This is a genomic window from Paenibacillus sp. FSL H7-689, assembly GCF_000517905.1.
GTDB lineage: Bacteria > Bacillota > Bacilli > Paenibacillales > Paenibacillaceae > Paenibacillus > Paenibacillus amylolyticus.
The window spans coordinates 214,316-227,388 of the sequence record NZ_ASPU01000054.1 but is presented as its reverse complement, the minus strand read 5'-3'; the positions used below and the strand labels follow the sequence as shown (position 1 = coordinate 227,388).

Annotated in this window: 10 protein-coding genes; 8 read left to right on the top strand and 2 right to left on the bottom strand. The window is 47.0% G+C overall.

Going from position 1 to position 13,073, the window contains the following annotated elements; all coding sequences use genetic code 11:
• Positions 1-16: 16 nt before the first annotated feature.
• The 7 genes from C170_RS23460 (at position 17) to C170_RS23430 (ending at position 6,945) form a co-directional block, all read left to right on the top strand.
• Positions 17-1,711: a DNA repair helicase XPB gene (locus C170_RS23460; protein WP_051447367.1), complete on the top strand. Its 1,695-nt coding sequence runs from the start codon at positions 17-19 to the stop codon at positions 1,709-1,711.
• Between the two features lie 36 nt (positions 1,712-1,747).
• On the top strand, positions 1,748-3,466 hold the full coding sequence (locus tag C170_RS23455; RefSeq protein WP_036614644.1) for a helicase-associated domain-containing protein: 1,719 nt from the start codon (positions 1,748-1,750) through the stop codon (positions 3,464-3,466).
• A 152-nt stretch (positions 3,467-3,618) separates the two neighbouring features.
• On the top strand, positions 3,619-4,056 hold the full coding sequence (locus C170_RS23450; RefSeq protein ID WP_036614642.1) for a YlbF family regulator: 438 nt from the start codon (positions 3,619-3,621) through the stop codon (positions 4,054-4,056).
• A gap of 30 nt (positions 4,057-4,086) precedes the next feature.
• Positions 4,087-4,350, top strand: coding sequence for a YlbG family protein (locus C170_RS23445; protein ID WP_036614951.1), 264 nt, complete (start codon positions 4,087-4,089; stop codon positions 4,348-4,350).
• A gap of 165 nt (positions 4,351-4,515) precedes the next feature.
• Positions 4,516-4,953 carry a hypothetical protein gene (locus tag C170_RS23440; RefSeq protein WP_017687436.1) on the top strand — a complete coding sequence of 146 codons (438 nt, stop codon included), beginning with the start codon at positions 4,516-4,518 and terminating at the stop codon, positions 4,951-4,953.
• A gap of 132 nt (positions 4,954-5,085) precedes the next feature.
• Positions 5,086-6,009 carry a selenium metabolism-associated LysR family transcriptional regulator gene (locus C170_RS23435; RefSeq protein WP_036614641.1) on the top strand — a complete coding sequence of 308 codons (924 nt, stop codon included), beginning with the start codon at positions 5,086-5,088 and terminating at the stop codon, positions 6,007-6,009.
• A gap of 66 nt (positions 6,010-6,075) precedes the next feature.
• Entirely contained in the window at positions 6,076-6,945 is an 870-nt protein-coding gene (locus tag C170_RS23430) for a PHP domain-containing protein (protein WP_036614639.1), read from the top strand.
• Between the two features lie 143 nt (positions 6,946-7,088).
• Here the strand turns inward: C170_RS23430 and C170_RS23425 are convergent, their stop codons facing one another.
• Positions 7,089-7,535 (bottom strand): GNAT family N-acetyltransferase, encoded by a 447-nt coding sequence (locus C170_RS23425; RefSeq protein ID WP_036614636.1) that lies wholly within the window; start codon positions 7,533-7,535, stop codon positions 7,089-7,091.
• A 418-nt stretch (positions 7,536-7,953) separates the two neighbouring features.
• Positions 7,954-9,726 (bottom strand): Rqc2 family fibronectin-binding protein, encoded by a 1,773-nt coding sequence (locus tag C170_RS23420; RefSeq protein WP_036614634.1) that lies wholly within the window; start codon positions 9,724-9,726, stop codon positions 7,954-7,956.
• Between the two features lie 356 nt (positions 9,727-10,082).
• Here C170_RS23420 and C170_RS23415 point away from each other — a divergent pair, with 356 nt between their 5' ends.
• Positions 10,083-12,941, top strand: a complete 2,859-nt coding sequence (locus C170_RS23415) for a calcium-translocating P-type ATPase, SERCA-type (protein ID WP_036614632.1) — start codon at positions 10,083-10,085, stop codon at positions 12,939-12,941.
• Positions 12,942-13,073 lie beyond the last annotated feature (132 nt).

Genomic DNA, 13,073 nt, shown 5'->3' with positions numbered 1-13,073 from the left:
AGGAGGAAGGCTCCAAATGGAAGAAACAGAACATACGGTAAGGACAGATGCTTGTATCGTTCAGCGAGATTTTACAGTTTTGCTGGAAGTTGGTCACCCCGGATTCGAAAGAGCAAGAGAGCAGCTTGGGATGTATTCAGAACTGGTTAAGACACCAGCAGCGTTTCATACCTACCGAATCACTCCGTTATCCCTCTGGAATGCGGCTGCGCTGGGATGGAATGCAGATCAGGTTATCGCAAGTCTGGAGCTGGTATCCCGCTGGAACGTGCCTGCTGCACTCATACAGGATGTTCGGAGAATCATGGATCAGTATGGCAAATTAAAGCTGCATTCCGAAGCAGATCACACTAGAATGCGCCTTTACAGTGAGGATGAGCGGTTGCTGGATGAATTAAGTGGATTGAAATCGATAGCTGCCTTTCGCATGGAACGCAAGGACGCTCATGAACTTCTGCTCCCAGGAGAACAGCGAGGGTTATTGAAAAGGGAATTAACACGATTGGGTTACCCCGTACTTGATTACGTGGGGTATCGGGAGGGAACCCAGCTTTCATTTGATTGGCGGTCTAATGATCCAGGGGACCACTCTGAGCGGTTTGCGTTGCGTTCTTACCAGAGAGAGGCTGTGGATGCATTCGAAGGCAGTGAGGGCATGGGAGGAAGCGGTTTACTCGTACTTCCTTGCGGGGCAGGAAAAACGGTCATTGGCATGGCCGTGCTGGAGCGGCTTCAATGTGAATGCCTTATTTTGACGTCCAATACAACGTCTGTGCGACAGTGGATTCAGGAAATTCAAGACAAAACCACGATTACCAGCGAACAGATTGGTGAGTATTCAGGTCAGAAAAAACAGGTGAAACCTGTGACTGTAGCTACATATCAGATTCTTACACACCGGAAATCAAAGGATGCTGATTTTACCCACATCAAACTGCTCAGTGAGCGGCAATGGGGGCTGATCATATATGATGAAGTACATTTGCTGCCAGCACCAGTGTTTCGTGCAACTGCGGATATTCAAGCTACGCGAAGGCTGGGATTAACGGCCACATTGGTTCGAGAGGATGGCTGTGAACAGGATGTGTTTTCGTTGATTGGTCCAAAGCTCTATGATATGCCGTGGAAACAACTGGAGCAGCAAGGGTGGATTGCTGATGTACAATGTCAAGAGATACGTATTCCGTTTTCCCCGGAACTAAGATCAAATTATCTGCAAGCCGAGGTTAAACATCAATTTCGATTGGCTGCCGAGAATCCGGCGAAGGTACATGTAGTTAAGCGTTTGCTGGAACGTCATCGGGATATGCCTGCGCTAGTGATTGGACAATATCTGGATCAACTTGAGTTGATTGCCCGGGAAATTGAAGCACCTTTGATCTCGGGTAACATGTCACAGCAAGAGCGAATCAAGTGGTTTGCCGCTTTTCGACGTGGAGAGATTAAAACAATTGTGGTATCCAAGGTTGCCAATTTTGCTGTGGATTTGCCTGATGCTGCTGTTGCGCTTGAGATATCCGGAAGTTTCGGGTCAAGGCAGGAAGAGGCACAGCGTTTGGGAAGAATTCTGAGACCAAAAGCTGGAGAAAACAAAGCATATTTCTATGCGTTGGTATCAGAGGATAGTAAGGAACAGGAGTTTGCATTAAACCGTCAGATGTTCTTGGTCGAGCAGGGATATGAATATGCCATCGTTCATGAGAACGAATAGTCCATTTATACTCGCGAAAAGAGGAGGGATTGGGATATGTCTTCATTTGAAGCAATAGATGAGCCTGTGGTACTGAACCTTGATTCATGGTCAAAGCTTGCTTTGGTGGAACAAAAAGTGCTTGGTGCAATTTTTCACAAACATGCCGGTCAGCCTTTTTCCTCCCTCCTGCCACGAGAACAATGGGCCATCGAAGGACTAAGTGTCGCAGAAGCCAATTCTTCATTCGCCAGCCTTAGGCAGCAAAGATGGATTGAATCTGTATATAAGAGTTGGGGAGAGCGATTATTCTATATTCCTGCTTCGCTGATGGAGACATTGACGATTGCTTACGCACAAAGAGTGGGTATAACCGTTAAACAGATGGCACAGCATGCTCATGTATTACAGGAAGGAAAGCCGGATACTGCTGCGGAACTTCTTCATCTGATCGCGTGGATTGAAAGAGAAGGACTTCCTTTGACAGGGAAGGGCACTATACATAAGAAAAGTGTTCAAAAATTAAGTGTGATCACGGTGTTATCTTCGACAGACTTTGAAGGTCTGGGCATCCGATATGATCATTCGGATTTGTATCCGACCCACGTAGCGATCCTTCTCGATCTACTGCTCAGTCTGAATCTCGTTCAGAAGTCAGATGGCCAAATTCAGATTGTAGATCATCGATTACAAAAATGGTTGCAGCTCTCGTGGAGACAGATGCATCGGGAAATATATCAAGCGTGTATGGAAAGATACGGAGAAGCTGAACCCGCGTTGCAGCATTTCCGTTATCAATTGGCAGTGTTGGCTCCAGAAAAAAACATATGGTGCCATATAGAGAATTTGGAATTGAAACCACGGATCAGGGGCTGGCTATACGCACTGGCTGGCTGGGGTTATGGTGAAGTAGGAGAAGATCAGTCGGGAGCGCTGGCATTCCGTTGGCTGATCGAACCGCATAGCCTGTTATATCGAGAACAAGAGATGGTAAGTGGGGCGGAGCCGTGTGGATTTTACATGCAGCCTGATTTCGAAGTGTTGGTACCGCCGGAAGCAGGGCCTGATGTAATCTGGATGCTGGAGCAATACGCAGAACGGGTGACGCGTGATCGAATGTCGATCTACCGTTTGACAAGAGAACGATTCATTTCGGCCATAGCCAGAGGGTATGCATTACATGAAGTGATAGAGTTTCTGGATCAATATGCGCTGACAGGCATACCAGAGAATGTACGTATTGCGTTAGCAGATTGGGGCAAGGAGACGGATGCTGCACCGTTGACTGTAGATAGAAGTATGGAGGTAATGGAGGAAAGTACAGGCTCCGCAGATGATCCGAAGTTATTAGAAAAAGATATGTTGAGCGGTGTATATTCTTCTTTCTACACACCCGATAATCAAGGTCTGGTTGATGTCCCTGCATCTCTGCATGGGTTGGAGCGTGATCATTCTGTCATTGAGAAGAAGTTCTCTCTGTTGGGATTTGAGGAGATACCGGAGACCTGGTACAAGGAGTGGCGTCGATATCATAGTTCAACCGCCCGACAGATTGCTGCCCAAGCCATTGAGTGGCAGACCAAGCTGGGGATACAACAGGAAAATCGTACGCAATACCTCATTCCACATCAGGTAGAGGGTCATGAACAATGGACTTTAAGCGGTTGGTGCATGTTGGATTCAAGTGAAAATAGATCAGAGACGGAATGGCGTACATTCTCCCCGTCAGAGTGGGATACAATGCGTCTTATCCTGCCAGATGATGTCATAACCTGACTATTTCACGTGAATATCAGGTTGAAAGGCGAATTTTCGAGTTCCCCCTATTTCTAATTGCAGGAAAAACTCTTCTTAACTATTCATGGATATGCTATGATGAGGTAGTCTACGTTAAGTAGAACTTTATATATAGATAGGATGAATATTTCATGAGCGTAGCGGAAATGAACACGGTCGATATGGCCCAAGTGTTAACGGGCGCATATGAACTGGGCGACATGATTAACCAATCTGCCGAAGTATCGGATTATTTATATTGGAAGCAGCAAGTCGAGACTACCCCTGAGATTCAGATGGGGATTCGGAAGCTGAATGCCAAGAAGGAATTGTTTGAAGAAACACAGCGTTTCGGTCATTTTCACCCGGATTATCATGCAGCAAAAGACCAGGTGAAGGCTCTGGAACAGGAGTTGGAAAATTTCGAGGCGGTAATCCGCTTCAAACAGGCAGAGAAGTCCCTGGATGATATGTTATTCCAGATGTCAGAGACCATTGCATTTGCAGTGTCAACGACCATTAAGGTACCGAGCAATGATCCGAATCCGAAGGGCGGCTGCGGTAGTGGCGGCAAATGTGGTTGCAGTTAAGTAATCATTATAGAAGGGCGGGGAACGATGATGTTTGCGGAAAGGACAGGATTCATTATTTGGGTCAGTGATTTGAAAGCTGCCCGTAATCTCGAAAAATATGGCACCGTGCATTATATCTCCCGCCGTATGCATTATGTAGTCATGTATGTTAATGCAGAACGGGCAGATGATACGATGAAAAATGTGAAGCGGCTTTCCTATGTGCGCAAGATCGAACGCTCGTATCGTAATGAGATCAAAACCGAGTATGCCAGCAAAACGATAGACAAAACGAGCTTTTACGGAATATAGAAGAGAAACTAGAGGGACCCTTTGGGGTCGCTCTTTTCTTGAATTATACACAAATTGGCTATTGTGAAAAAAAGTTAAACTTACGCCTTGAGGTTGCGGGACTAATGTTGTAATATATTTGGTAATAAATAGATAGAAAGTCCTATCTGGTGGAGAGTGATTCCCATGCGTGATAAGGTGATGCAACGTTGGAGCACCTACGAGCCGTTTTTCGTGGCTCTTGGAGACAAGAAAGTGGCCGACATCGTCATTACCCATCATGCCAAGATGCGGTATGCAGACCGTATTGAGCCTGCACGTAGTGATGATGACCATATTGCGGCGTGGTTATGGGAGTGTCTGAAGCAGGACCGTATAACACCATACTACCGTAATGAACAGGACGTCTACCTGATTGATGAGGATCTGGTGGTGGTCGCCGAATTTTCCGAACTCGAAGGAGAATATGATATTGCGGGCAACCCGCTGCACAAAATGATTGTAGTTACGTTTCTGGGACGTATGTCGGAGACCATTGAATTAAGGGACCTGAAGTCATATTATTCATGGTTAAGACATTCAAGAAGAATGACGCTGGTCAAAAATAGTCGCAAGCATAAGTAAGCCTGAGTAGATTCAATATGTTGAAATCATAGATTCAAGTATTATCGCATGCAGACAAGCTGCATGCTTTTTTTGTTGCTAAGCGGGAAATCGGCTACAATGTAGAGAGTGTAATCGAAGAGGGGCGAAGATATGAATTTTCACCAATTGCATATTTTTTATACGGTAGCAGAGAAGGGGAGTTTCTCGGCGGCTGCACAAGCATTACATATGACTCAACCGGCAGTAACGATGCAGATTCAATCATTGGAGGACTATTTTGGCACCAAGTTATTGCATCGTTCCACCAAAAAAATAGAATTATCCGAGGCTGGCCGAACTTTATTACCTCATGCGAAACGGAGTGTAGAGTTGGTCAGACAGACGGACGAAGCGATGTCGGCGTTTACTCAGATGTTACAGGGCAGACTCCAGCTGGGAGCCAGCTTAACGATCGGGGAATATGTGCTTCCACGCATGCTCGGACCATTTGCACTTCAATATCCGGATATTTCAATTGTCATGAAAGTGATGAATACAACGCAAATTATGGATGATATATTGAAGCACCAGCTTAATTTTGGTCTGATTGAAGCGCCAGTGCACCACCCGGACATGATTGTGGAGCCTGTCATGCAGGACGAGCTGAAACTGATTGTACCTGCCGGACATGATTTGGCTAAGCGTAGCAAAGTGAATATTGAGGATGTAATGAATTATCCTTTTGTGCTGCGTGAGAAGGGCTCGGGTACTCGTCAGGTGATGGAAGACCAATTGCAAAAGAAAAAGATTGATCCACAAGATATGAATGTAGTGATGGAACTTGGCAGTACAGGAGCGGTAAAATCGGCCGTGGAGGCAGGGGTAGGTATTACGATGTTATCTCCTTCTTCGGTGCAGCATGAACTGGCTCTGGGACTCGTTCATATTGTGGATATCCGCGGACTCGAATTCAAAAGGCAGTTCTATGCCATCCATCTAAAATCGTCCTTGTTGCCCCTGTCAGCAGTCGCTTTCCTGAATTATCTGCGTCAGCAGGAGCAGCCTAAGTCGGTACATAAAACGGGGAAGGCATAATCGTTGGCAACATCAATGGTAGATAAGATTAAATCATAATCAATTTACACAAAGGAGCTGTTGATCATGGATCAGCGCCAAGGACGCTGTGATCTTCATACGCATAGTCAGGCTTCCGATGGAATGCAGCCACCTGCTGATAATGTGAAGCTTGCCAAACAAAAAGGGCTATCTGCGGTTGCCCTAACGGACCATGATACAGTAGCTGGTGTAGCGGAAGCACAGCAAGCGGGAAAAGAGTACGATATTGATGTTGTTGCCGGAGTGGAGATCAGCACCCGGGCTGGCGGCAAAGATATTCATGTACTGGGCTATTACGTTAATACGGAGGATGAGATATTCCTGCAACGGTTGGCCGGATTACGAGAAGCGCGAGATGAGCGGAATCATCTGATTATCGCCAAGCTGCAAGAACTCGGGCTTGATATAAGCTGGCAGGAGGTACTGGATGAGCTGGGACGACCGTTAGAGCCGGATGAGAGTATTGGCAGACCTCATATGGCCGATGTGCTGGTGAAAAAAGGCTACGCTGTTGACATGCGGGATGCATTTGATCAGTATCTTGCTGAAGGCAAGCCAGGCTTCGTATCTGTACCCCGCGTTGCACCAGAGGATGCGTGTGAGTGGATCAGAGCCGCAGGTGGAGCCGCTGTGATTGCCCATCCGGGTCTCTATAACGATGATGAATTGGTGCGACGTATCATCGAAGACTCTCGTCCAGATGGCATTGAGGTGTTTCATTCGGACCATGGCCCAGAAGAGGAACGCAGGTATGGTAAGCTGGCCAAGGAATACGACCTCATTGAAACAGGTGGATCTGATTATCATGGTAAACGGCAAGGTGTTGTTTTCCACGGGGATCTTGGTAGCAAGACCGTAACGGTTGATGTGTTGGAAAGGCTGAAGGCAGCTGCTTCACAGCAAAGGGGAGAGTAAGCGAGACGTTGCAACGCTCTATCTGACTATAATAAATTCTGTATTACTGGATACATTTTAAGATCGAAGGAGTAAGAGACATGCAAGCATGATAGGGCTGAACCTTCATGTTTGCATGTCCCTTTTTTTGTTCTGAAAATAGTCTATGTAATGGAATAGTTTACCCAAGCGCCACGTGTAGCCCCGAGACGTTCGAATAATTGCTGTGCCCGCTCATTGGTCACTGCTGTGATCCAAGACATATATGCACATCCATGGTCACGCGTATATTGCTGACAGTGTGCAAATAATTTGGCTTCTGCTTCGCCTTCTCTGAATGTTTCCGTAACAAATAGGTCATTCATGATGGCGATACGCTCTGCTTTCATCGTGCTGTATGTAAAGAACAGGGTAGAAAATCCGATAAGCTTCCCGTCCTCTTCTGCCACGAATTGAGCACCGATCTGCTGATTAAGCAGGTTGTTGATCAAAAGCTGGATGGATTGATCACCAGGCCAGGGGTTGTTGTAGAATCCCACCACATAGTCATGCATTAATGCCATCAGTGGTTTCAAATCATCAGGTTGCGTTTCTCGAATATGTATGGTCATGGTACACTTCCTTTAACTATAAATTTTATTCATTATAATTGAATTATTATACATAATATTGAATTAATATTCAATGAGGTGATACATAAGCTGAACTTCAGGTATCATTCAAACAAGTAATGCAACCGCAAAAATCCCCTGAACCGTTAATGGTCAGGGGATTCTGTCTTTGTTGCTTTTACATCTATATAAGTTGAACTACTCATTTACACGATAACGGAGAGGACAGAAAAAACCTGAAAAAGCGGAGCTAAAAGCTTTCTGCAAGAAAGCTACTTCGGAAGCATAAGCTTCGCCTTTATCCCCGGATTTTCCCTTGAAAAAGGGGATCAAAAAAATCTGGGGATAACAGCGATTGGAAGGTTGTTCTGTCATCGTAGTGTCAGTGTAAATAATCTTTAGTTCAACTTATATAGCCTTATCCATTTTTAATCGTGGATGGCAGACTCTTGATCAATTCATCATTTGGCGTGACAAACAAGGTCTTCTGATGATCATAGATCACAAAACCAGGCTTCGCACCACTTGGTTTGCGCACATGACGGATAAACGTGTAATCCACAGGCACACTGCTGGACTCCTTGGCCTGGCTGAAATAGGCAGCAAGCTGTGCTGCTTCTTCCAATGTAGCTTCACCAAAGTCCGTACTGCGAATAACGACATGTGAACCTGGAATGTCTTTGGTATGCAACCAGGTGTCGTTGGAAGAAGCGAGACGGTTGGTCACGTACTCATTCTGCAGGTTGTTTTTGCCCACAAGAATATCAATTCCCTCCGAGGAGGTGAACTGGTGTACGGTTGGACGGTCACTTTTCTTCTTCTTTTTACCCTTTTTATTACGGTCACGAAGGTATCCTTGCTGTACAAGCTCGTCCCGTATTTCCTCAATATCGTTCATCGATGCAATGGAGAGCTGCTGTAACAGGTTATCGAGGTAGTCAATCTCGTCTTTGGTTTTGCCAAGCTGCTCATGAATGACAGCCAGACTGTTCTTGTATTTGTTATACCGCTTGAAATAACGTTGTGCGTTGTCAGATGGTGTAAGCAGTGGATCAAGCTGAATGGTAATGTTGGCTTGGTCTTCATCGTAGAAGTTCACAAGCTCCACGCTCTTGTCCCCTTTGTGGACCTGATGCAGGGAGGCAAACAGCAACTCACCCCATAGTCTGAACTTGTCCGCATCGTCCGCTTCCAGCAGATCCTTGTTCAGGTTGTCCAGCTTTTTGATGTTTTTGCTTCGCTCATTCTGCAGAAAACGGAGCAGATCACTTACTCTCTGTTTAACCGTGTCTCGTTCAGCCTTATCTCCGTAATAATCTTCCATGCACTTGCTCATCGTGTCATAGGTTTTCTCCAAATCCTGAATGCTCTGAAGATGAACGGCTGAGAAAATCATTTTGCCTTTGGCGTTCATTCCGGTTACAGGTGTGTAGATATGATCTCTGACAGGTCCCATCACGGCTTCAAAAGCGTTCCAGAGTGCACCAGCCTCAACTCGGCTTTCACCCTCAACCACAGCTGGAGTGCTCAGGGTGCCTTCAGCAGCAATTCCACGAGTAGCAATCTCTCCCGCAATTAACGGGCTAAGACCGCTAAAGGAGTTCACAAGCCAGCGTGATGCATCTTCTTCAGCGGCATGATAGCTGTCCTCGAATGCTGTACGACTCACTTCGAGCGGATTACTTTTATGTTGCTCGGGTGGGGCAGTATACGCGAATCCAGGCATGATTACCCGGTAGCTACTGATGGAAGGAGTCACATGATGAATGCCATCCAGAATCGTTCCAGTTACAGGATCAAGCAAAATAATATTACTGTGACGCCCCATCAATTCAATGATGATCCGTTTAACCGAAACATCCCCCAGTTCGTCGCGCTGGCGCACATTGATGTGGATAATACGCTCCATGCCAATCTGACGGATCTCCTCAATGATTGCACCTTCACAGTGCTTGCGGAGCAACATACAGAACATGGGTGCTTCCGTAGGGTTAAGGAATGTCTTTTCCGTATAATGCACACGGGGATAGGTTGGGCTTGCCGAAACAAGCAATTTACTATTTCCGCGCTGAGCACGCAGGGTGAGAACTACGTCATGGCCATTCGGCTGATGGATTTTGCTGATACGTCCACCAATGCAGCCTTGCAGTTCATGAACAATGGCCCGTGTTACAATGCCGTCCAATGCCATTTTTTCCACTTCCTCTCTCTATCGAGCATCTGCATTTATCATGCCAAATGCTTCATCTATATAACTGAAATGTGCAACCAGGTATGTAAAAAAACAAGGACTGGCTACAGATTCTTCGTTGGTTGCCTGTTGAACGCTGGAATTGGTACTGCGCAGAACATCGCAGACTTTTATTTTAGCCTATTCTGTCCATCAGGGAAAGGATTCACCTTCCGGGTGCTAATCACAGACCTGTCCGAATACATATAGAGCAGGTAGTTTGTCCGGCATAGTGTACAGCCTGTCGACCAGCGCGCCGGTGAGTCATGTGAGCTTATTTTGCAGATGAAATACAGACTGGGAGGGAAACTTGAAGCATGGAACATACCAAGTGGCATCAACTTAGTGATGAAGAGCTTCGTAACACTCTTGGCGTCAGCCCGCAGGAAGGATTGACGGATGAAGCTGTAGCAGAGAAGAGGAAAGTGGTCGGTTCGAATGAGCTGAGCGAGGGGAAACGCATTTCTCCAATTACATTGCTCTTGAATCAGTTCAAGGATTTTATGGTGCTGGTGTTGATGGGAGCAACGTTGGTATCCGGATTACTGGGTGAGTATCTGGATGCGGTAACGATTGTGGCTATTATCGTACTGAATGCGATTCTGGGGTTTGTACAGGAATTCCGGGCTGAACGATCTCTTCGTGCATTGAAACAGTTGTCTGCACCTCTTGCCAAAGTGCTTCGTTCAGGCCAGGAAGTACACCTTGCCGCCAAACAACTTGTCCCCGGGGATATTGTCATGGTGGAGAGTGGGGACCGTATACCCGCGGATGTGCGCTGGCTGCAAACGAACAGTCTGGATGTCGAGGAGTCGGCACTTACCGGGGAATCGGTTCCTGTAAGCAAACATTGCCTTCCGATTGCGGACGAGGACGTTCCGCTGGGTGATCAGAAGAATATTGGTTTTATGGGTACCATGGTCACTCGTGGCACAGCTAAAGGTGTAGTCATTCGTACTGGGATGGAGACGGAGATGGGCAAAATCGCCGATCTGATCCAGAATACGGAGGAGCAGGAAACACCGTTACAGCACAGGCTGGAACAACTGGGCAAAATTCTGATTTTTGTCGCATTGGGATTAACCATTATGGTTGTCGTCGCAGGGATATTGCACGGACAACCAGCCGTTGGCATGTTTCTGGCGGGGGTCAGCCTCGCGGTGGCTGCCATACCGGAGGGTCTGCCGGCTATTGTAACCATTGCACTCGCACTAGGCGTGCAGCGTATGATCAAACGTAAAGCCATTGTACGCAAACTGCCTTCTGTCGAAACTCTGGGCTGTGCATCTGTAATCTGTTCGGATAAGACTGGCACGCTCACTCAGAACAAGATGACGGTAACGGATGTGTGGTTGGAGGGACGTAACATCAAGGTTACCGGGGATGGTTATGCACCTGAAGGGCAGATGCTGGAGAACGGTCGTACGGTGGAACTGAAGAGTGACCAGTCGCTACGCAGAATGCTTCAGATCAGCGCGCTTTGCAACAATGCGAGTATTGTGGAAAGTGCTTCAAGCGAGGTGGGGAGCAAGAAAAAGGGCAAGGATACCAAAAAGGAAAGCAAGAAAAACACGAAAAAAGGTGAACTCCAAGAAGAAACCGTTCAACGAGATAATGTATTTTGGGAGCTGAAAGGCGATCCGACGGAAGGGGCACTCGTCACACTGGCCTCCAAAATGGGGCTTACTCCTGCCGGACTTAAAGAGTTGTATGCCCGCCAGCAGGAATTCCCGTTTGATTCGGAGCGAAAACGCATGTCGGTCCTGGTTCATCATCAGGGGGGCCGAATGATCTATACCAAAGGTGCACCGGATGTGTTGATCGGACACTGTAGTTATATTTTGTGGGAAGGCAAGGTTGTACCTTTCACTGGAACACTGCGACAGAAAGTAATGGCAGCAAATGAGAGCATGGCCGGAGCAGCACTACGTGTCCTCGGAATGGCCTACCGTGAAGTGCGGCCGGAAGAAAAAGTGGCTGACGAACACGCCGCCGAAAGTCAGCTAGTTTTCGTAGGACTTGCAGGTATGATTGATCCGCCGCGTCGTGAAGTGCGAGATGCGATTGCCACATGCCGCAAAGCGGGCATTCGTACCGTCATGATCACAGGTGATCATGGAACAACGGCAGAAGCCATTGCGCATCAACTCGGGATTCTTCCACGTGGAGGGGCTTCGTTAAGTGGTCAGCAACTGGCAGGCATGACAGACGAGCAACTGGATAAACAGGTAGAGGGCATATATGTGTTCTCAAGGGTATCTCCGGAACACAAGCTTCGCATCGTGAAATCGTTACAGCGCAAAGGGCATGTCGTCGCGATGACGGGTGATGGAGTCAATGATGCTCCGGCGATCAAAGCTGCAGATATCGGCATAGCGATGGGCATTACAGGAACGGATGTCACGAAGGAAGCTTCGGCACTCATTCTGAGTGATGATAACTTCTCAACCATTGTGGCTGCCATTGAAGAAGGCCGTAATATTTATGAGAACATTCGCAAGTTTATCCGTTATTTGCTGGCATCAAACGTGGGCGAAATATTGACAATGTTCTTTGCAATGATGATGGGCCTGCCGCTACCACTCGTACCTATTCAAATTCTGTGGGTTAACCTGGTGACGGATGGTTTGCCTGCAATGGCGCTCGGGGTAGATCAGCCTGAGAAAGATTTGATGGAACACAAACCCCGTGGTGCCAAGGAAAATATTTTTGCGCGGAGACTGGGTTGGAAAATCGTTAGCCGGGGTGTGTTGATTGGATTATGTACACTCGGCGCGTTCTGGCTTACCCTTCAGGCTGCGCCGGATAATCCGGGTCAACTGATCAAGGCACAGTCTGTGGCTTTTGCTACACTCGTTTTGGCGCAACTCATTCATGTCTTTGATTGCCGTAGTTCGCGGTCCATCTTCCACCGGAATCCTTTACAGAACAAATATCTGGTTCTTGCGGTGATTTCATCGGTTGTACTGATGCTGGTTGTCATGTACGTTGAACCGTTACAGCCGATCTTCAAAACCGTACCTCTGGGATTGCGTGAATGGGCGATCTGTATCGTTGCTGCAGGCATTCCAACGTTTCTTATGGGCGCAGGCAGCGTCTGGGGTGGTCGGCGTAACCGCCGCCGTATGGGGGGTTCTGGCCGCTTCGTACCGAAAAGTACAAAGTTTTCAGCATAAAATCAATACCTTTTCCTTACCTATTTCGGTATGCTATCCTCAAAATGATTCAAAGCGGCAGCTTTGGCATTTTGCAGGATAGCTTTTTTGTGTAAATGTTGAATATGAATTTCTATGGTAATCCTGTAGAAG

Excerpts from the sequence above, each read along its gene's own strand:
- C170_RS23460 (WP_051447367.1), top strand. The coding sequence starts at position 17 with ATGGAAGAAACAGAACATACGGTAAGGACAGATGCTTGTATCGTTCAG.
- C170_RS23455 (WP_036614644.1), top strand. The coding sequence starts at position 1,748 with ATGTCTTCATTTGAAGCAATAGATGAGCCTGTGGTACTGAACCTTGAT.
- C170_RS23450 (WP_036614642.1), top strand. The coding sequence starts at position 3,619 with ATGAGCGTAGCGGAAATGAACACGGTCGATATGGCCCAAGTGTTAACG.
- C170_RS23445 (WP_036614951.1), top strand. The coding sequence starts at position 4,087 with ATGTTTGCGGAAAGGACAGGATTCATTATTTGGGTCAGTGATTTGAAA.
- C170_RS23440 (WP_017687436.1), top strand. The coding sequence starts at position 4,516 with ATGCGTGATAAGGTGATGCAACGTTGGAGCACCTACGAGCCGTTTTTC.
- C170_RS23435 (WP_036614641.1), top strand. The coding sequence starts at position 5,086 with ATGAATTTTCACCAATTGCATATTTTTTATACGGTAGCAGAGAAGGGG.
- C170_RS23430 (WP_036614639.1), top strand. The coding sequence starts at position 6,076 with ATGGATCAGCGCCAAGGACGCTGTGATCTTCATACGCATAGTCAGGCT.
- C170_RS23425 (WP_036614636.1), bottom strand. The coding sequence starts at position 7,535 with ATGACCATACATATTCGAGAAACGCAACCTGATGATTTGAAACCACTG.
- C170_RS23420 (WP_036614634.1), bottom strand. The coding sequence starts at position 9,726 with ATGGCATTGGACGGCATTGTAACACGGGCCATTGTTCATGAACTGCAA.
- C170_RS23415 (WP_036614632.1), top strand. The coding sequence starts at position 10,083 with ATGGAACATACCAAGTGGCATCAACTTAGTGATGAAGAGCTTCGTAAC.